Genomic DNA, 19660 nt, shown 5'->3' on the forward strand with positions numbered 1-19660 from the left:
GGTAATTTCATGGTCACGCTCGACTGGCAAAACGATCTTCAGGCCCAGGGAGTCCGGTTCAAGGTACTGGCTCATGTGTTTTCGGTCCTGCGGCACGATGTCATCGGGCCGATCTCCAACGCGGCGCTGGCCGCCGCGATGCTGCACCAGGTGCCCGAAGACGCCACCAACGTCGTTGCGCAGGCGCGCCACGAGCGTCTCGTGGGCGACATGGAAAGCCTGCTCGACGAAGGCGTGGCGTCGCTGCGCGGCCTCGATGACTGGCTCATCGACCGCCAGCGCACCGTGGCGAGCGGCAAGCTGCTGGCCGAATGCCGGCGTCTGGTGTTCACGCGCCTGATGGCGACCGGCAAACAAATCCATCTGCCCGAGACCGAAGAAGGTCCCGACCTGCCCGAGTTCAGCGCCCGCTACGTCATGATCGCGTGGCTGCTCGCCCTGGTCGACACCCTGCCCGAAGGCCAGGCGGTCACGATCGAATCGGTCGGACCCGGCTTCTGGACGGCGCAACCCGGCCGGGCAGAGCCTCCCCAGCCCTGGGACGGTCAGCCCGAGCCCGTGCGCGCCAACGAAATGCAATGGCTCGCCAATGCCGGCGGCTGGATCGCGGAGTGCGGCGACACGCTCTGGACCCTGCGTTGCCCGCCGGGCGCAGCCTCGGCCGCGTGAGCGCGGAGGCCGACGCGCCACGCACCAGCGCCGGTGCCGCCCGCTTCTGGCGCGACCCCGCCCTGCCCTTCGCCGAAAGCCGCATCGCCCAGAACAGCCGCGCCTGCTATCAGGCGCATGCGCACGACACGCTGTCGGTCGGCATGGTCGAACGCGGCGCGAGCCGGTTCAGCAGCCAGGACCGCGTCCACGATCTGGCGCCTGCTTCCGTCGTCATGGTGCCCGCCGGCGTCGTGCATGCCTGCAATCCCCTGCCCGATGCCGCCTGGAGCTACCGCATGCTGCATCTCGATGCCGACTGGTGCGATGCGCTGTGGCGCGAGAGCGGGCAGCGCGTCGCCAGCAGCACCGTCGTGACGCGGCGGGGCGCGGCCTCTGCGCTGCGCGCCCTCACCGACCTGCTGCATGGTGCGGGCGGCGTCGCCGCCAAAGAAACGGCGCTGATCGAGTATGTGGGCGGCTTGCGCTGGATCGTCCCTGCCGCGCATGCGACGGGCACGGCAAGCGACGACACGATCGCCTCGCACCCCGGCATCACCCGCGTGATCGCGCTGCTGCGTGACGATTGCACGTGCAACCATGCGGTGGCCGACCTCGCGGCCCAGGCGGGCCTGAGCCGCTACCACTTCATCCGCGCCTTCCGCGCGCGCACCGGCATCACGCCGCATGCGTTCCAGACCGACCTGCGCATTCAACAGGCGCGCCGGCTGCTGCAGGCTGGCCAGGCGCCGGCCGAGGTCGCCCACGCGTTGGGTTTTGCCGACCAGAGCCATTTCCAGCGCGTCTTCAAGGCCCGCGTCGCCGCCACGCCCGGCCAGTACCGCGCGCTCGCCGCGCACTGAAGCGACCGCACTTTCGTTCTATCTTCGCCGGCACCGGCGCGCCACACTGCGGCCTTTGTCGAGAGGGCGCACGGATGGACTTCGCGTGGCAACAATTTGGCGTCGTGGCCGGCGCGCACTTCCTCGCGCTGCTGAGCCCAGGACCGGATTTCGTGCTGATCGCGCGCAGCAGCATGCTGATGGGCTGGCGCCGCACATTGCCGCTGTGCGCCGGCATCGCGAGCGCCAATGGCATCTTCGTGGTCCTGGCCGTGGCGGGACTGGCCGCGCTGAACGAGGGCGCCTGGTTGCTGCAGGCACTGCAGTGGGCGGGGTGCGGCTACCTGCTCTACCTCGGGCAACTGTTCTGGCGGCACGCTCAAGCGGTCGGGATGCCGCCCGGCGCGGACGCCACGCCCGTCCGCACGCCATCTCGCCATGCAGGCCTCGCGGCCTTCGCCACCGGGCTGGGCTGCGGCCTGATCAATCCGAAGAACGCGCTGTTCTATGCCAGCCTGTTCGCCCTGCTCACCGAACGCGCCACGGCCGCCACGCAGGCACTGTATGGCGCCTGGATGGTGGCCGTGGTGTTCGTGTGGGACGCCCTGGTGGCCGCGGCGTTGCGCCACCCCGCCATGGTGCGGCGCTATGCCCGCCACCATGTGCGGATCGGCCGCATCACCGGCGTGGTCCTGGCCCTGATCGGATTGGCCGGCGCGGCGGCGCTGCTGCGGCAATGAGCCTTGCACGGCGCTGCCCCGCGCGCGTCGGGCCTCAGTTGGCCTTGAAGCCCGTGGCCTTCACCACCTCCGACCAGCGGCGCGACTCCTGCTCGAGCAGCTGACGCATCGCGGCCCGGTCACCGCCGACGACGACGAAGCCGGCTTCGCTGAGCGTGCGGGCGGCCGCCGGCTCGCGCAACGCGGCCGCGCTGTCGGCCTGCAGCTTGTCGAGCACGGCGTCCGGCGTGCCGGCCGGCGCGAACAGCGCGAACCAGGCGCCGAAGTCGACGGCCGACAGGCCCCGTTCGGTAAAGGTGGGGACATCCGGCAGCGCGGGCGAACGCTGCTTGCCGGTGGTGGCCAGCGCGCGCATCTTGCCGCCCTGCACCTGGGGCACGGCCAGCGCGGTGGTCACGAACGCGGCCTGCACACTGCCCGAGGCCAGCGCCGTGATGGCGTCGCCGGTCGAGCGGTAGTGCACGGGCTCGATGCGCAGGCCGGCCTCGCGTGCGAAGAGCTCCGCGCCGAAGTGGCCGGGCGTGCCGGCGCCGAAGGTGGCGAAGTTGATCCGGTCGGACGCGCCCTTGGCGCTTTGCACGAAGGCCGCGAGATCCTTCTCCGTGGCGGTTGCGGGCACAACCAACACGAAGTCGGCGCGCACCACCTCCGAGATCGGCGCGAAATCGCGCGCGGGATCGTAGTTCAGATTGGAATACGTGGCGGGCGCGATGCTGATCGACCCGACCTCGCCGAGCAGAATGTTCTGGCCATCGGGCGCGGCGCGCGCCACCGTCTGGGCGGCGATCTGTCCGCCCGCGCCGACCTTGTTCTCGACGACCACGCTTTCGCCCAGGCGCGGCCCGAGATACTGGCCGAGCGTGCGGGCGACGATGTCGGGGCCGGTGCCGGGCGGAAAGCCCACGTTCAGGCGCACCGGGCCTTGCGGAAAGGAAGCCGCCTGGGCCGGCAGCGCGGCCAGCGTCAGGCACAACGATGGAATCAGGCCGCCCAGCAGGCGGCGCAGCGTCATGGACATGTCTTGTCTCCTCGAGCTTGTTTTTTTATGCACGATCGAATGCAGCCCGAGCAGGCGCTGCGGTCCCACTTCAGCCCAGGCGGAAAAAGTTCAACTCCACCCGGTCCGGATAACGCGCCCCCGTCCCGACGAACAGGCTGTCGTTGAGCCACGCGAGACTGGGCTCGGCGGTCTCGAAACGGGGAAAACTGCGGAAATAGATGCGGGCGGGGTCCACCGGCTCGCCCCGCGCGAGCCGGGCAATGTCCTCCGCCGAGCCGGTACGAATGCCCGTGTTCTCCACATAGACACGCTGCCCCGCTTCGGTCTCGATCACATAGCGGGCGTGAATGTCGGTGAACGTGGGGCTGCGGATGAGCTGAAAATCGGCTCCGCCCGGCAGCACCCGGCCGTTCAAACGTGCGCCGCGCACCGTGCCTCCCGTGATCGGGATCACCCGCCGCCGGCCCTGGGGTGTATCGCCCACTTCCTGTGGCGGATCGACCTGCACCACCACCGTCGCCAGATGTTCGAGCGCCGGCAACGCGCCGTCGAAGACGAAGTCGCTCATGCCCGCTGCTCCCGGCTCGCGCGCAATGCCGCCGGATCGAAGCCGGCCAGGCGCTTGTAGCGCGACGACACCGCCTGCAGTTCGTCGGCGCGGATCACGTCGTGCACGTCGGCGAAGCCACCGGGTGCGCGCTCCTCGGCCATCTGCATCACCTGCTCCGGCCCGTTGAGCCGGTTGCGAAGCACGATGCCGGCGGTGGGCGGCAGCCGCAGCGCCTCGTACTCCAGCAGCGCCGTCTCGGTCGAGCGCAGGGTGCCCGCGCCGGCCTGCACGAGGCAATCGGCCAGGCAACGCGCATCGAGAATCGCCTGCGCCGAGCCGTTGGAGCCGATCGGATACATCGGATGCGCCGCATCGCCCAGCAGGGTAAGACGGCCGCGGGTCCAGCGCGGCAGCGGATCACGATCGACCAGCGGAAATTCGTAGATGGCCTCGGCCCCGGCGATGATCGCCGGAATGTCGATCCAGTCCCAGCGCCAGTCGGCGAAGCGCTCGGCGAAGACCGATTTGTCGACGCGGCGATTCCAGTCGGTGGCGGGCAGCTCGCCGTCGCCCACCGCCAGTTCGGCGATCCAGTTGATGCGTGACCGCCCCGCGCGGCGCAGCGGCTCGGAAATCGGATAGCAGACGAACTTCTGATCCTGATGGCCCGCCATGAACATCGTGCGGCCATCGAGATAGGGCGCGCCGTCGGTCACCGCGCGCCACAGCATGCGGCCGGAAAAGCGCGGCTCGTCGCCCTGCGGATAGAACTGCCGGCGCAGAGCCGAATGAATTCCGTCGGCCCCCACCACGACATCGGCGGCCACATCGATCAGCGCGCCGTCGGCGCGGCGGCGCAGGCTCGCCACGGCCTGCCCGGTTTCGGTGCGGGCGGACTCCAGCACGACGCCGGTGGTGATCGCATCGGGGCCGAGGCGCTCACGCACGGCCTGAGCCAGCAGCATCTGGAATTCGCCACGATGCACCGAATACTGGGGCACGGGATAGCCGGCAGCCACGCCACGCGGCTCCTCCCAGATCGGCTGCCCGTGCTTGTTGTAGTAATGCAGCGCCGCCGTCTCGACGGCCAGCTCGCGCAACGGCGCCGCCAGTCCGATCTGGTCGAGCTCGTCCACCGCATGGGGCAATAGATTGATCCCCACGCCCAGCGGACGCAATTCCTGGGCGCTTTCGTAGATGCGGCTCGCGATGCCGCGCTGATGCAGCATCAATGCGAGCGCGAGCCCGCCGATGCCGGCGCCGGCGATGGCAATTTGCATGTCTCCTCCAGATCCGCAGCGCGGTCGAGTTCGTTTAATTGTTATGTACCATAACAAAATACCCGACTTTGGCCTGCCGGGGTTTTCCCGCAATCCGCTGGCGCATAACGCCGTTGCACGCTAGGGTAGACCCCCAACTCGCCCCACACCCATGACACGAACTCCCGCCCTGCGCGCGCGCCGACCTGCGGCTCGCGGTGAACACTTCGAGCCGCACGTCGCCGGTCTGGATTACGGCGTGCTCGACGACCTCGTGGGTTATGCGATCCGGCGCGCCCAGATCACGATCTACGAGGATTTTCTCGCCGCCCTGACCGACTGGGACATCACGCCGCAACGCTTCTCGGCGCTGACGCTGATCGCGAACAACGACGGCATGAAGCTCACCGACCTCGCGCGCGCGCTCGGCATCGCGCGCTCCGGCGCGGTACAGGTGGTGGACCAATTACAGGCGCTGGGTATGGTGGAACGACGCGAGACGCCCGCCGATCGCCGCGCCTATGCGCTGGCGGTCACGGCGTCGGGCCGGCGGGCGCTGCAGCAGATCACCGCTGCCGTGCAGTCGCATGACCAACGCATCAGCGCGCGCCTCGCACCCGCCCAACGCCGGCAATTGATCGAGCTGCTGGGCCTGCTCGGCTGAGTCCTGTCGGGCCGGCCGCGCCACGCCGGCCGCGCCACGCCGAAGTGCTAGCGCGCGTCCGCCATCTCGGCCTCGGGTTCGGCCTCGGCCACCACCCAATGGCCACTGAGCAGCGGTCCCGCGCAGCGCGGCGCCCGCACGCGCGCGGCCACGGCCCAGGCATCCATGCGCACGCGCAGCCCCGCATACACGCCGTGACCTTCGCCCGGCACGATGTCGCCGCCCGCGTCGATGCCCTCGCCCGCGCGGATCGCCATGCCGGCCCGCACCGCGCCGCCCGCGCGCATGCCCCAGCCCGTCTCCAGATGATCGCCGGCCAGGATATCGCCGCCCGCCTCGATGCCGCGGGCCACGAGCAGATCGCTGCCGGCCTGCACGTCGCCACCTGCCTTGATGCCATGGCCGACCTTCAGCAGGCCACCCGCCTGCACCGAGTCGCCCGCCCGCAGCATGGCACCCACGTTCAGGTCCCCGCCCGCGGAGACTTCCCATTGTGCGCGCAGCTCACCGGTGCAATCGAGCGTGGTGCCGGCCTGTACGCCCCACGCGGCGCGCAGGTCGCCGCCACAGCGAATCGCGCCCGCGCTGATCACGCTGGCGCGGGCCTCGATGCGGCCTCCCGCCACCAGCGTGCCGGCGCGCAGGCCACCCGCGGTGACGATGCCGCCGCCCGCGCGCAACATGCCGTCGACCAAGCCGCCACGCCGCAGCCGGATCGTGCCGGCATGGATCAGCGCATGCGCGTCGAGCTCATCGAGCTCGAGCACGGTGTCGGTCGGGCCGAACTGGTCGAGCAGCCAGCAGGCGTCGTCGATGCGCCCGGCGGCGACCAGGGCATCGAGCACCGCCTGGTAGTCGCCGCTGCCCTGCTGATCGCGCAGGAACCATCGGTAGCCGGACGTGCAGGGGTTTTTCGCTTTGACGAAATTTTTGGTGAGTTGCATGAGTAAAGCTTGAGCGCGTGCCTCGCCGCGCCAGCCTCAGAAAGGCTGCGCGCGGCGCGACGTGGACAGGACGACGACCGCCCAAGCGGCAGGCTGCCGCGGGCGGTCAGGTGGCTAGACGAAGGAAGCGGCGCTCAGCCTGGCTTGGCGCGCGCGTAGGCGCGCCGTTGTGCGAGCTCTTGGGTGCCCAGCAACGACACGGGCGCGTGCACGGGCCGGCAGGCGCCACGGCCGCTGATGCGCACGGCACCCGGATAAGGCCGCGCGCCGTGTCCCGCGCGCGCACCCGCGCGCGGCTGGCGCCGGGCGGGTTGGCAGGGAATCTGGGCGGGGTGCATACGCGGCGAATCAAAGAGATCGGACAGGCCGCGATACTAGCAAATAGGCGATTTGGGTCAAGCCGCGGGCGGCGCCACCGTGATCGTGACGCGCGTCGCCGCGCTCAGCGCGGCAGCGACGACCCGCCGCAGATCGCGATGTCCTGACCGGTAATGGCGGCCGCCGCCGGCGACAGCAAAAAGGCCACCAGCGCCGCGATCTCTTCGGGCTGGATGAGGCGGCCGATCGGCGGCAGTCGCGGTGCGCTGCCGGCCCGCGCGGGGTCGCTCAGCATGCCGGTCTGGGTGGCCGCGGGCGACACGACGTTCACCGTGACGCCCTCGCTCGCCAGCTCGGCGCCCCAGCTGCGCGCCAGCGCGACCAGCGCCGCCTTCGACGCGGCATAGAGGCTGCGTCCCGGCATGCCCTGCGCGACGCGGCTGCCGATCAGCACGACGCGCCCGCCCCCGGCCGCCGCCATGCGCGGCGTCAGCGCCTGCGCCAGCCGCACGCCCGCGTCCACATGCAGCTTCCACATGCGCTCGCCGTCTTCCGGGTCGAGCTGCGCGAGCGGCCCGACGCGCAGGATGCCCGCCGCGTGCACCAGCGCCCGCGCGTCCGCCAGATCGCCGAGGACGGCACGGGCCGCGGCGGCATCGCACAGATCCACCGCGATATGGCGGTAGGCGGCGTCCTGCAGCGCGGCCGGCCCGAGATCCACGCCCGCGACGGACCAGCCGTCCGCCAGCAGGCGCCGGGCGATGGCCAGGCCGATGCCCCCGGCCGCCCCGGTCACGACCGCCGTGCCGCGTGCGCCCTCAGTCGACACGGATCTTCCCCTCGTCGACGATCTTGCGCGAACGTGCCATGTCGGCCTTCTGGAACTCGGCGAACTCGGCCACCGAGCCGCCGCTGATGGTCACGCCGAGCTGCTCGTACTTCTCCTTGAGCCCGGCGCCCAATGCCTTGTTCATCTGCGCATTGAGCTGCGTGACGATGGCCGGCGGGGTGCCGGCCGGCGCCCACAGGCCATACCAGCTGTAGAACTGATAACCGGGCAGCGTTTCGCCCACCGTCGGCACCTCGGGCAGGTTGGGCAGACGCGTGTCGGACGTCACCGCGATGATCTTCAGCATGCCGCCCTTGTAGTACGAGATCGCGCCGAGCACCGGGTCGATGAAGCCCTCGATCCGGCCGCCCACGAGGTCCTGCAGCGCGGGCGACGTGCCGCGATACGGGATCACCATGTAATCGAGGCCGCCCTGGCGCTTGAGCAGTTCGGTGGCGAGGTGGCCGGCCGAGCCGATCGAGCCGACCGCGAAGCTGAGGCGCCCGGGGTTGGCCTTGGCATAGGCCAGCAGGCCCGGCAGATCATTCACGGGCAGATCTTTCTTGACCGACACCGACAGAGGCGCCTTGCCTGCCATCGCGACGGGCACGAAATCCTTCTCCACCGCATACGGGACCGACTTCATCGTCATGGGTGCCGTGGTGAACGTCGAGGCGTTGAACAGCAGCGTGTAGCCGTCGGCCGGCGACTTGGCCACCACGTCCGCGCCGATGATGCCGTTGCCGCCCGAGCGGTTCTCCACGATGAAACTCTGGCCGGTCTGCTCGCTGAGCTTGGCCGCCACGTCGCGGCCCAGCATATCGAGCGTGCCGCCCGGCGGGAACGGAATCACGAAACGCACGGATTTCGACGGGTACTTGTCCTCGGCATGCACGACGCCGCTGCCCAGCGCCGCGCACAGCGCCAGACCAATGTGCCACAACATTTTCTTCTGCATGAGATGTCTCCTCGATTTATGTTTTTGTGCAGATGGCGTCGCGCCCGCGGGCGCGCCGTCGTCGTGTTTCAGCGCGCCAGCAGATCGGCCTGCGCCAGCGCATCGCGCAACGCCTTCATTTCGGCGTCGTTCGGGGCCTCGGTGGGCGGGCGCACGGTGGCGCTCTCCAGCACGCCGGCCAGATACATGCCGGCCTTCATGCGGGCATGCGCCTCGCCGGTGGGCTCGCCGCCGCCGTACACCGCGTCCTTGAGCGGCGTAATCACGGCCTGCACCGCCTGCGCCCGCTTGAGATCGCCTGCCTTCACGGCGTCCCACAGGTCGGAGATGAGTTGCGGAATGAACGTCGCGAACCCGACCAGTGCCCCGTCGATGTCCTGCACCATCGAGGCCAGCAGGTATTCGTCGTGGCAGGTGAGGATGGCCTTCGAAGCGTCGGCCTCGCGCAGGGCCTGGATGTCGCGTGCGTACTTGTTCATGTCGCGCTGACCGACCTTGAACGCCTGCACATAGGGCAGGCGGGCCAGATCGGCCAACAGGCTCGACGAATACGATGCGCGCGTCCACGCCGGGTACACGTGGCACACCAGATCGAGATCGGGCGCCGCCTCGTGGATGGCCTTGAAGTAATCCAGCGCATGGCGCGGCGTGAAGCCGAAGCGCAGCCAGTGGTGCGGCGGCATGACGTCGAGCGCGGCGGCGCCGGCCGCACGCGCGGCGCGGGCATGTTCGGCGGCTTCGGCGAGGCCCTCGCAGACGATCGACGAAATCACGGGCAACTTGCCGCGCAGCTCGTCGGCCACGATGCGGGTGACTTCGGCGCGTTCGGCGGGCGTCAGGGAAAACACCTCCCCGGTATGCCCGTTGGTCATCACGGCCACCACGCGCTCATGCTCGGCCAGCCAGCTGGCGAGGCGGCGCAGCGCGGGCTCATCGATGCGGTGATCCTTGGTGAACGGGCACGAAATCGCCGGAATGATGCCGCGATAGTTCGAGATGGAAGCCATGCTGAGTCTCCTTTGTCGTGTGAGTCGTGATGGCCGTTATGATTGCGGCAGCGTATCTGGCCCGTCCAATACTCGAATTGCATAGAATTATCTTTGCTGCACCGCAGCGACCTCACCACACATGGGACTCAAGAACCGTCCGCTCGATACCAATTGGCTGGAGGACTTCTGCGCCCTGGCGGAGACCGGCAGCTTCTCGCGCGCCGCCGAGGCACGCGCCATCGCGCAGCCCGCCTTCAGCCGCCACATCCGCGCGCTCGAAGAATGGGTGGGCGCCGACCTGTTCGATCGCAGCACCCATCCCACCGAGCTCACCGCCGCCGGACACAAGTTCCTGCCGCTGCTCAAGCAGGTGATGGCCGATCTCGAGGCTGCCCGCATCAAGGCCCTCGCCGCGCACGCCCAGGACGCGGCCAGCCTGCGCTTCGCCGCCACCCATCTGCTGTCGCTGATGTTCTTTCCGCGCTGGCTCACCCGGCTCGAGGCCGAGCTCGGCGTGGGTGCGATTCAGATGATGTCCGACAGTTTCCAGGCCTGCGAAGACCTCATGGCGCAACGCCGCGTGCAGTTTTTGCTGTGCCACCGTCATCCCGACGTGGCGAGCCGGCTCGACGAAACGCCCTACCCCATGGTGCGGCTGGGCACCGATGTGCTCATGCCCGTGAGCGCGCCCGCGGCGGGCTCGACCGACGCACCGGCGCATGCCCTGGCCGGCAAGGGCGCGGTGCCGTTCCTGGCGTATGGGCCGGCATCGGGGCTGGGCCGCATCGTGATGAGCCAGTTGCGGCAGAAGTCGGTACGCGATGGCCATGTGCAGGCCACCTTCGTGGGCCCGCACGCCACGCTGCTGCGTTCGATGGCGGTTCAGGGCCGCGGCGTCGCGTGGCTGCCGGCCATGCTGGTCCAGGACGACCTCGACGCGGGCCGCCTCGTCCGCGCGGGAGGCCCCGAGTGGGACATCCCGCTCGAAATCTGCCTCTATCGCCAACCCTTCGACATGGCCCAGGTCGCCGAGCGGCTGTGGGCGCTGGCGCAAGGCGCCCCCGCGCCGTAGTCCGACGCGTATCGAGCGACGCAGGACTGGCTTGGCCTATACTGGTCCGATCAGAACACGGTCTCTTTCCGGTTCGTGGCTTCGGGCACGGAGGCACGGACGTTTTACCCCAGGAGGTCCTTATGTTCCCTGAGTATCGCGACTTGATATCGAAGCTCAACGGCGCCAATCCGCACTTCTCGCGGATGTACGACCGGCACGGCGAGCTCGATCAGCAGATCCAGAAAATGGAGGCGGGCCGCGAGCAGGCCACCCTGCTGGATATCGAGAAGCTCAAGAAAGAAAAGCTGCACCTCAAGGATCAGCTCTACGCCATGCTGAAGGCCACCGGCTGACGCCAGGTCAGCCCAGGGCGTCGGCAAACTCCGGCGAACCGCCCGCGAAGGCGCTGCGCATTCCACCCTGCGCCTTCGCGCGGTACAAGGCCGTATCGGCGGCTTCCAGCACACGTTGCGCATCGGCATTGGTGGCATCGATCATCGCGATGCCGACCGATACGCCGACCTCGACCCGCGTCCCGGTTTCGAGCACGATGGGCTGCGACAGATCATGCATTAGATGCTCGGCCAGGCGCGTCGCCGCCGCCGGTTGAACGCCGGTCGCCAGCATCACGAACTCATCGCCACCGATGCGCGCCGCCACATCGCCCACGCGCAGCATCGACCGCATGCGCGCGGCCAGCGTGCGCAGCACATGGTCGCCCGCCGCATGGCCATGGCTGTCGTTCACGATCTTGAAATCATCGAGATCGAGATACAGCAGCGCGGCGCATTGCGTGTGCGCCCGCGCGGCGCCGCACACCCGCTCGAGGGCGGTGAGCAGTCCGGTCCGGTTGGCCAGCCCGGTGAGCGGATCTTCGCTCGCGCGCCGATCGTTCTCGCGTTCGGCCAGCATGGTGGCCACCAGGATGCGATTGAGACGATGCGAAGCGATCGTCATGCTGATCAGATAGAACGGCACCTGGATGAACACGATCGCCATTACCCACTCGCCCGTGAACAACGCGCCGATACACATCGGTCCGAGGCTGAGCAGAATCATCGCGCCCACCAGGCGCGGCGCGCCGTAGTTGCGAAAGCAGATACCGCCCGCCATGGCCCCGCACGAGACACCCGCCAGCGTGGCCGCGAGCCAGTCGCCGTTCATGAACGTGATGAGCACGCCGTAGCCCACGCTGAAGGCCCACAGCAGTGCGAGAAAGAGATAGAGGTCGGTCTGGGTGCGCTCGCCGCGCCGCGCGGCGCGCAATGAGTTGCGCAGCACCGTGACGCGGATCACGCCGAGCAGAATCTCGAGCGCGAGCCACGAGATGTAGAGGGGATTCGGATTGCGCCACACCACGACGCCCGAGATCATGATCGTGTTGATGACGCCGCCGGCAAAAATCGGCAATGTTCCGAAAAGACTCGCGATAAGGGCGACGCGAATCTCGGCGGGGGTGTCCACACCACTGTCCGTCAGCCACCGCGTCAAACGCCACGACGGCAGGCTGAATTTCAATCCCTTATCCACGCCCCTGCTTCCATTGCCATTTTGCTGGCGTACCTCAAGGCGCGATTTATAACAGGTCTATCCTGCGCTGCGATGATCTTTGTCAGATCTGCACGGAAAATCGTGCGAAATTCAGTGTTTACCCGCGATGTGCGCCGCATCTCGACGCGATGATGCGCGCTCGATACGTTGCGCGTTCCAGCGTGCCGCCGCCGTGGCGCCCGCGACCGCGAGCGCCTGCGGCACCAGCATCTGCAGCGGCGCGTGGGTAAACTCCAGCATCAGCACGAGCGCCGTGAGCGGCATGTTCATCGAGACCGCCAGAAACGCCGTCGCGCCGATCAGGGCGAACGCGGCGGGATCGAGCCAGGGCGTCGCGCTCCAGGCATCCGCGCAGTGCGCCAGGACCAGCGCCAGCAGAGCGCCCACCGCGAGACCCGGCGTGAGCAAGCCGCCCTGTGCGCCCGACCGCAACGTACTCAGCGTGATGAGCACGCGCAGCCCGAGCAGCAGCACGGCCATGCCGAGCGGCAGGCTGGCGTCCAGACTGAGCTGCACGGGCCCTTTGCCATTGCCCAGCAGCGCGGGCAGCACGACGGCCAGACAGGCGATGCCCCCGAAGTTGAGCAGCGCCACGAACGGCAACGCGGCGCCTCGCGGCGCGGCCGCCCGCGCGGCGGACGTCGCGCGGGCGAACGCCTGCCCCGCCAGCCCGAAGAGGGGCCCGGCCACACAGGCGGCCATGGCGAGGGGCCAGTCCAGTGCGATGGGCCCGAGCGCGTACTGCTGCTGCACGCCCAGCCCCGTCCACGCGACGGCGGCCGCGATCGCCGAGCTCGCCAGTGCCATCACGGCAATGCCGCGATCAAAGGTGCCAAGCAGCACCTCCAGCACGAACAGCGCGCCCGCAAGTGGCACGTTGTAGACCGCGGCCAGCCCCGCTCCGGCGCCGCACGCCACGAGCGCACGGCATTGCGCCGCGGTCAGTCCCATCCAGCGCGCCACGCTGCCCGCCCACAACGCGCCGGCCTCGCGTGGTGCCACTTCACGGCCCAGCGGTGATCCCAGGCCTACCGTCACGATCTGAAGCAGCACGTGCACGATCGTGCTGCCCACGGGCATGGCCTGGCCGGGCGCCGCGGCCCCGACGGCGTCGCGCACGCTCACCAGCCGGCGGCCGTAACGCCGCAGCGCCCACCAGCCCACGCCGGCGACCACACCGGCCATCAGCAGCGCGGCGACGCGGCGCCACGGCGGCGCGGCGCTGGCGCCCTGCAGGAAGCTCTCGTGGCCCAGCGCGCCGTAGCCGTAGGCCAGGTGCTGGACCGCGTGCAACAACAGCCCGAGCGCCATGCCCGCCAGACCCGCGCCGATGCCCACCAGCACCACGGCGGCGGCGAGCGCGAAGGGTCTGGTGCGAGAACGAAGTATCGAGGAGGCGGACGGCATGCGGAGGCGCGAGCGGAGCCGCCGGACGCGCCGGCGTGCGCTGCCCGCCACGCTGGCGGGCAGGACCATTATGCGCAGGGTCGCGTCAAGCGCGCGTTAACACCTGTGTATGGCGCGCGCGCCGCCCGTCTCAGGGGTGCGGCAAGGTCCCGCGCCAGAGGGCCAGGGTGACGAGCACGCCCGCCTCGCCCTCATCGTCGAGCTGCAACATATAGCTGTAGCCGTCGCGCTCGCCGCTCAGGACCACGCCGTGCGCGCCGCGCTGCAGCCGCGCGCCGCCGGCCCGACGCATGCTCTGCGTGCGAACCTCGTCGTAGGGCGCATAGCTGCGCCACGCGATCTCGAATGCGCGCGGCGGCCGTCCTTCCTGCTCGTCCCAGTCGTTTACCAGCGGCACGCCTTCGAGCGCGGGCGGGAAGGTGTAGGCGCCACCGCCGGCCGCCGTTTCGAGCGCCACGTGGCCCGGCGCCAGCGCGACGAATGCGAGCGGGAATCCTGGCGGCAACTGCGCCGCGCCCCAGGTCTGCGCACCCGCTTCCACCGGCACCAGCTCCACATGCGCGATGCGCTGCTGCACCGGTGCGTCGTCCAGCAGCGGGGGCTGCGCGGCCCAGCGCTCGAAGGTCGAGAGAATCGCCGCGTCGCGCGTGGGCGCGCGCGTGACCGGAACGAATACCGACAGCCACGCCTCGTCTTCCGCGCGGCAGTCCAGCAGCCCTTCGTCGCCCAGATGGCACTGGCCATTGACCAGCCCGACGGCCGCGAGCTGCCCCTGTGCGTTGTAGAGCAGGGCCGCACGGTCGCGGCCGCGCGTGGTTTCATCCAGCGAACTCAGCAGGTAGCGCCCGTCGTCCAGCGGGATACGACGGCGCGCCGCATCGGAATGCAGCGCCTGCAGCACCTGCGTCAGCACCAGCGCCTGCGGCATCGTATAGCTGCCGCGTGCGTAGCCCAGCACTTCCAGCAGATCCGCGCGCACGCGCGGCTCCTCGGCCAGGGACCGCACCTGGGCCGGTGCCTGGCCTTGCGCCTTGGTCTGCGACGACGCCGCCACGGCCGGGGTGACGCCCGACCCCGCGGCCAGGCATGCCGCCAGCACGGCACCACGCGCGCCAACGCGCAGCGCGCGCGCGAAGGCGCGCGCCAGCTCACAGGGGGATTGCATCGATTCGGTCATGTTTGCGGGTACTCCACGGACGCGGCGCGGCGCACGATACCACGAGCCCGCCCATGAAGAAGGCCGCCCGCAGGCGGCCTCGATCGTTGCGCGCGCACCCATGACGACCGCGCCGGCCGTCAACAGGCGACAGGTACTCAGGGACCCGCGCGGTCCAGACCAGCCTCGGCGCCCGCCTCGGCGCGCGCCTGCCGCGCGTTGCGCCAGCACAGCGTGCCCGCCACGCCGAGCGCCAGCACGAGAAACACGCCGGTGAGTTCGGCCACGCCGGTCCAGCCCGCGTGGGCCCAGCTCTTGCCCCCCACCGCGCCCAGCACGCTCGAGCCCAGGTAATACACCAGCAGATACAGGGCGGCGGCCTGCGCCTTGTAGCCGCGCGCCATCTGCCCCACCCAGCCGCTCGCCACGGCATGCGCCGCGAAGAAGCCGAAGGTGAACACCACGATGCCGGCGATCAACACGCCCAGATTGTCGGAGAGCGTGAGCAACAGGCCGGCCAACGCCAATGAAGCGCCCGCGACCAGCATCGGCCCGCGGCCGTGGCGATCGGCCAGCCGGCCGAACCAGGTCGAGGCGAAGATGCCGACCAGGTACACCACGAAGATCGCGCCGATGAAGGTCTGCGACAGGGAAAACGGCGGCAGCAACAGGCGAAAGCCCACGTAGTTGTACACCGTGACGAAGGCGCCCATCAGCAGGCCACCCAGCACGAACAGGCTCACGAGCGGCCCATTGCGCAGGTGCACGGTCAGACCCGTGCGCGCCTCCTGCCAGCCATTGCCGCGGCGAGGCACGAAACGACGCGAGGGCGGGAGCAGCCACAGGAACAGCAGCGCCGCCACGAGGCCCAGCACGCCGAGCGCCCCGAGCGCGGCGCGCCATCCCATGTGATCGGACACGAAGCCCGTGACGATGCGTCCGGTCAGCCCGCCGAACGCGCTGCCACTGATATAGAGCCCCATGACGAAGCCCAGCGTGTCGGGCTCGACCTCTTCGGCGAGGTAGGCCATGGCCACCGCCGGCACGCCGCCCATGGCCAGCCCCTGCAACGCGCGCAGCACCAGCAGCGAATGCCAGTCGGGCGCCAGGGCCGCCAACAGCGACAATATCGCCGACGCGAACAGCGAAATCGCCATCACGCCCTTGCGCGACAGCGCCTGCGACCAGAGCCCCACGCCGAAGATGGCGAGCGCGAGCAGGCCGGTGGCGAGCGACAGCGACAGGCTGCTCTGCGCCGGCGACACCGAGAAGGCCTGCGTGAAGAGCGGCATCAGCGGTTGCACGCAATACAGCAACGAAAACGTACTGAAGCCCGCGGCGAACAACGCCCACTGGGCGCGATGCAGCTCGCGCGAGCCACGGCGCAGCCACGTGTCGCCCGGCTCGCGCTGCGAACGGGTGGCGGTGACCGCGGGGGAAGACGGGGGGGACATGACGATCTCGGGAGACGCGCGGGCCACATGCCCGCACCGTCAAAGTAGACGCCGCCCTATCATTTGTCCAATATATGGCACTGTATCCCTCCATATTCTAAAAAAATGGAACTGCGCCACCTGCGTTATTTCGTCGCGGTCGCCGAAGAGCTGCACTTCACCCGTGCCGCGGCGCGGCTCGGCATCGGCCAGCCGCCGCTGTCTCTGCAGATCCAGCAACTCGAGCGCGAGCTCGGCACGCCGCTGCTGCTGCGCCTGCCGCGTGGCGTGGCGCTCACCGAATCGGGCAGCCAGTTCCTGGATGACGCCCGCGCCATTCTGGCGGCGGCCGTGCGCGCGGCGGACACCGCGCGACGGCTGGGCCGAGGCGAGCGCGGGTCGGTCGCGGTGGGGTTCACGGCCTCCGCCGTGTTCCACCCTTATCTGCCCCAGGCCATCCGCGCCTATCGCGATCGCTATCCGGGCGTGCATATATCGTTGGAAGAAAGCAACACGCAGGCCCTGCTCCAGCACCTGCGGGAAGGCGGCGTCGACGTGGCCTTCGTGCGGCCGCCCTACCAGCTCGCCCCTGAGCACGCCTCCGAGCGGGTGCTGGACGAACCCATGCTTGTCGCGCTGCCGCCCGGCCATCCGCTGTGCCGCCGCCGCTCGGTGCCGATCGACGCCCTGGCGCAGGAGGCATTCGTGCTCTACCCCCGGCCGGTCGGCGCAGGCCTGTACGACGCCATCCAGGCGGCCTGCCAGCGTGCCGGCTTCACGCCGCGCGTGATCCAGGAAGCCCCGCAAATGGCGTCGATCATCAGCCTCGTCGCCGCGGGCGTGGGGATCTCGGTGGTGCCCGCCGCCATGCGGCACATGGGCGCCGAGGGCATCGAATACCGTCCGATCAAGGGCGACGCGCCGCGCGCCCTGCTCGACATGGCCTATCGACGGCACGAGCGCTCGACCGCCGCGCGCAATGCCGTGCTGTTGCTGCGAGAGCTGGCCCACCCGGCGGGCTGACCGCTCCCCGGCCCACCGGAATAACCCTCTCGCCAGCCCAGCCTTACGAGCCGCAAGTAATCGCTACACGATAAGAAAATCGGCTACGCTTGCCGTCCTGTAAGGCGGCCCCACTCTGCGCGGTTCCAGACTGCTCCACCCGGCCGCCCCTCCCCCACTTTTCTCCTTGCGTCCGCCAGGCTTCGGCCGGAGCGCGGCAGAGACTATCGATGCTTGTTGGAAACTACGACGCCACCCTGGTGCTGGTGTCACTGCTTGTCGCGATCCTGGCCGCCTACACGGCGCTCGGCATGGCCAGCCGCGTCGCGGCGGCCCAGGGCGTGGCCTCGCGCTTCTGGCTCGTCGGCGGCGCCAGCGCGATGGGCCTGGGCATCTGGTCGATGCACTTCGTCGGCATGCTGGCCTTCAGCCTGCCGATTCCGCTGGGTTACGACGTCGGCCTGACGGTGCTGTCGCTGGCGCTCGCCATCGGCTGCTCGGCGTTCGCGCTGTGGGTCGTGACCCAGCCCGCGCTACCGCGCCGCCGGCTCGCGGGTGCGGCACTGCTCATGGGTGCGGGCATTGCCGCCATGCATTACGTCGGGATGGCCGCCATGCGCATGTACCCGGCGATCGAATACTCCCCGCCGCTGTTCGCGCTGTCGGTGCTGATCGCGATCACGGCCTCCGGCGCCGCGCTCTGGATCACGCACGTGCTGCGGCATAACCGCCCCGGCGCGCCGGCCTACCGCGTCTGCGCCGCCATCGTGATGGGCGTGGCCATCGTGGGCATGCACTACACGGGCATGGCCGCCGCGCGTTTCGCGCCGGGCAGCGTGTGCCTGGCGGCCGGCGACGGCATGAGCGCCGGCTGGCTGGCCGTGTCGGTCACCGCGGTGACACTGAGCGTGCTGGCGATCGCGCTGGTGGTCGCCGTGCTGGACACCCGGCTCGAAGCCCGCACCTCGGCGCTCTCGTCGTCATTGGCCGAGGCCAACCAGGAGCTCGTGCAGATGGCTTTGCACGACGCGCTCACCAAGCTGCCCAACCGCGCGCTGCTCGAAGAACGCATGAAGCAGGCCATCGAGCGCGCCCGCGACACGCGCGGCCACTTCGCGGTGCTGTTTCTCGATCTGGATGGCTTCAAGGCCGTGAACGATGCCTTCGGCCATCAGGCCGGCGATCAGCTGTTGCAGACCATGGCCGACCGCATCAAGGAAGGCCTGCGCGCGCAGGACTGCGTGGCGCGCCTGGGCGGCGACGAGTTCGTGGTGCTGGCCGATGTGGTCGAGCCCACCGACGCGGCCAATCTGGCGGAACGCCTGATCGACATCCTGGGCCAGCCCGCCGAAGTGCTGGGCCAGGAGGTGGCCGTGGCCGCCAGCGTTGGCATCTCCATCTATCCCAACGACGCACGTGATCAGCATGTGCTGCTCACCAACGCCGACGCCGCCATGTATCACGCCAAACGGCTGGGTGGCAGCCGGCGCTACAGCTTCTTCGAGCCCTCGATGAACGAGGACGCGCGCGAGCAGCTGCAGATGCTGCAGGACCTGCGCCAGGCCCGGGCCCGCGGCGAATTCGAGCTGTACTACCAGCCCAAGTTCGTGGCGCCCTCCGGCCCCATCGTGGGTGCCGAGGCCCTGCTGCGCTGGAACCACCCGGAACGCGGCATGATCGCGCCCGGCGTGTTCATCCCGATCGCCGAGCGCACCGGGCTGATCTTTTCGATCGGCGAATGGGTGCTCGACGAGGCCTGCCGCCAGATGCGCGAGTGGCGCCTGCAGGGCCACGACGACTGGACGGTCGCGGTGAACCTCTCCGCGATGCAGTTCTCGCAGGTGAACCTGGTGGAGAGCATCCGCGCCACGCTCGCGCAATACGAGCTGCCGCCGTCGTGCCTGGCCATCGAGATCACCGAGACCACCGCCATGCGCGATGCCGAAGCCAGCCTCGCCGTGCTGCGCGAGCTCGCGGCCCTGGGGGTGTCGATCTCGATCGACGACTTCGGCACCGGTTACTCGAGCCTGCTGTATCTCAAACGCCTGCCGGCCTCCGAACTCAAGATCGACCGCGGCTTCATCAGCCAGCTCGAACACGACCAGGAGGATGCGGCGATCGTCTCCGCCATCATCGCGCTGGGCCAGAAGCTCAACCTGAAGATCGTGGCCGAAGGGGTGGAAACCGCTGCGCAGCAGCGCTTCCTGACCGAGCTGGGCTGCGACTCGCTGCAGGGCTTCCTGCTCGGCAAGCCCATGCCCGCCAAACAGTTCACCGACACCGTGGGCGCCGCGGCCACCTGAGCGCCAGCCGCGC

At 69.5% G+C, this 19660-nt stretch carries 19 protein-coding genes; 8 read left to right on the forward strand and 11 right to left on the reverse strand.

The features are described from left to right. Positions 1–9: 9 nt before the first annotated feature. The 3 genes from CAL25_RS13090 to CAL25_RS13100 all read left to right on the forward strand — a co-directional run bounded on the left by CAL25_RS13090 (position 10) and on the right by CAL25_RS13100 (position 2230). Complete coding sequence (locus CAL25_RS13090; RefSeq protein WP_094800632.1) at positions 10–669, forward strand: hypothetical protein; 660 nt, start codon at positions 10–12, stop codon at positions 667–669. After that, the gene (locus CAL25_RS13095; RefSeq protein WP_249279064.1) at positions 612–1511 is read left to right on the forward strand and encodes a helix-turn-helix transcriptional regulator; all 900 of its coding nucleotides are present in this window, start codon (positions 612–614) and stop codon (positions 1509–1511) included. Before CAL25_RS13090 ends, CAL25_RS13095 begins: the two co-directional genes overlap by 58 nt. A 74-nt stretch (positions 1512–1585) precedes the next feature. Further along, positions 1586–2230, forward strand: a complete 645-nt coding sequence (locus tag CAL25_RS13100) for a LysE family translocator (protein ID WP_094800636.1) — start codon at positions 1586–1588, stop codon at positions 2228–2230. Between the two features lie 34 nt (positions 2231–2264). On the opposite strand, the gene CAL25_RS13105 is transcribed toward CAL25_RS13100, so the two are convergent. From CAL25_RS13105 to CAL25_RS13115, 3 genes are all read right to left on the reverse strand, one after another. Next, positions 2265–3248, reverse strand: a complete 984-nt coding sequence (locus CAL25_RS13105) for a Bug family tripartite tricarboxylate transporter substrate binding protein (RefSeq protein ID WP_094800638.1) — start codon at positions 3246–3248, stop codon at positions 2265–2267. A gap of 70 nt (positions 3249–3318) precedes the next feature. Further along, the gene (locus tag CAL25_RS13110; RefSeq protein WP_094800640.1) at positions 3319–3798 is read right to left on the reverse strand and encodes a DUF3237 domain-containing protein; all 480 of its coding nucleotides are present in this window, start codon (positions 3796–3798) and stop codon (positions 3319–3321) included. Continuing rightward, positions 3795–5060 (reverse strand): flavin-dependent oxidoreductase, encoded by a 1266-nt coding sequence (locus CAL25_RS13115; RefSeq protein ID WP_094800642.1) that lies wholly within the window; start codon positions 5058–5060, stop codon positions 3795–3797. The genes CAL25_RS13110 and CAL25_RS13115 overlap by 4 nt, the downstream gene beginning before the upstream one ends. Positions 5061–5211: 151 nt before the next feature. Between CAL25_RS13115 and CAL25_RS13120 the strand changes: the two genes are divergently transcribed. Further along, a complete protein-coding gene (locus tag CAL25_RS13120) occupies positions 5212–5703 on the forward strand; it encodes a MarR family winged helix-turn-helix transcriptional regulator (RefSeq protein WP_094800644.1) in 492 nt (163 codons plus the stop codon). A 47-nt stretch (positions 5704–5750) separates the two neighbouring features. On the opposite strand, the gene CAL25_RS13125 is transcribed toward CAL25_RS13120, so the two are convergent. From CAL25_RS13125 to CAL25_RS13145, 4 genes are all read right to left on the reverse strand, one after another. After that, positions 5751–6647, reverse strand: coding sequence for a hypothetical protein (locus tag CAL25_RS13125; RefSeq protein ID WP_094800646.1), 897 nt, complete (start codon positions 6645–6647; stop codon positions 5751–5753). 442 nt (positions 6648–7089) lie between these two features. After that, entirely contained in the window at positions 7090–7794 is a 705-nt protein-coding gene (locus CAL25_RS13135; protein ID WP_094800650.1) for an SDR family NAD(P)-dependent oxidoreductase, read from the reverse strand. Next, positions 7784–8752 (reverse strand): Bug family tripartite tricarboxylate transporter substrate binding protein, encoded by a 969-nt coding sequence (locus tag CAL25_RS13140; protein WP_094800652.1) that lies wholly within the window; start codon positions 8750–8752, stop codon positions 7784–7786. Before CAL25_RS13140 ends, CAL25_RS13135 begins: the two co-directional genes overlap by 11 nt. Positions 8753–8820: 68 nt before the next feature. Continuing rightward, on the reverse strand, positions 8821–9759 hold the full coding sequence (locus CAL25_RS13145) for a dihydrodipicolinate synthase family protein (RefSeq protein ID WP_094800654.1): 939 nt from the start codon (positions 9757–9759) through the stop codon (positions 8821–8823). Positions 9760–9880: 121 nt separating this feature from the next. On the opposite strand from CAL25_RS13145, the gene CAL25_RS13150 reads away from it, so the two are divergent. Both CAL25_RS13150 and CAL25_RS13155 read left to right on the forward strand, forming a co-directional pair. After that, positions 9881–10813 carry a LysR family transcriptional regulator gene (locus tag CAL25_RS13150; RefSeq protein WP_094800656.1) on the forward strand — a complete coding sequence of 311 codons (933 nt, stop codon included), beginning with the start codon at positions 9881–9883 and terminating at the stop codon, positions 10811–10813. A 122-nt stretch (positions 10814–10935) separates the two neighbouring features. Then, positions 10936–11148 (forward strand): YdcH family protein, encoded by a 213-nt coding sequence (locus tag CAL25_RS13155; RefSeq protein ID WP_094800658.1) that lies wholly within the window; start codon positions 10936–10938, stop codon positions 11146–11148. A gap of 7 nt (positions 11149–11155) precedes the next feature. Here CAL25_RS13155 and CAL25_RS13160 read toward each other — a convergent pair whose 3' ends face one another. The 4 genes from CAL25_RS13160 to CAL25_RS13175 form a co-directional block, all read right to left on the reverse strand. Then, positions 11156–12325, reverse strand: coding sequence for a GGDEF domain-containing protein (locus tag CAL25_RS13160; RefSeq protein WP_094800660.1), 1170 nt, complete (start codon positions 12323–12325; stop codon positions 11156–11158). Between the two features lie 111 nt (positions 12326–12436). After that, entirely contained in the window at positions 12437–13753 is a 1317-nt protein-coding gene (locus CAL25_RS13165; protein WP_094800806.1) for a chloride channel protein, read from the reverse strand. Between the two features lie 130 nt (positions 13754–13883). Then, a complete protein-coding gene (locus CAL25_RS13170; RefSeq protein WP_094800662.1) occupies positions 13884–14930 on the reverse strand; it encodes a hypothetical protein in 1047 nt (348 codons plus the stop codon). Between the two features lie 137 nt (positions 14931–15067). After that, the gene (locus tag CAL25_RS13175; protein ID WP_094800664.1) at positions 15068–16363 is read right to left on the reverse strand and encodes an MFS transporter; all 1296 of its coding nucleotides are present in this window, start codon (positions 16361–16363) and stop codon (positions 15068–15070) included. 105 nt (positions 16364–16468) lie between these two features. Between CAL25_RS13175 and CAL25_RS13180 the strand changes: the two genes are divergently transcribed. Then, positions 16469–17365 (forward strand): LysR family transcriptional regulator, encoded by an 897-nt coding sequence (locus CAL25_RS13180; protein WP_094800666.1) that lies wholly within the window; start codon positions 16469–16471, stop codon positions 17363–17365. A 209-nt stretch (positions 17366–17574) separates the two neighbouring features. Next, positions 17575–19647 (forward strand): putative bifunctional diguanylate cyclase/phosphodiesterase, encoded by a 2073-nt coding sequence (locus tag CAL25_RS13185; protein WP_094800668.1) that lies wholly within the window; start codon positions 17575–17577, stop codon positions 19645–19647. Positions 19648–19660 lie beyond the last annotated feature (13 nt).

This window comes from Bordetella genomosp. 5 (assembly GCF_002261315.1).
Taxonomy (GTDB): Bacteria; Pseudomonadota; Gammaproteobacteria; order Burkholderiales; family Burkholderiaceae_B; genus Bordetella.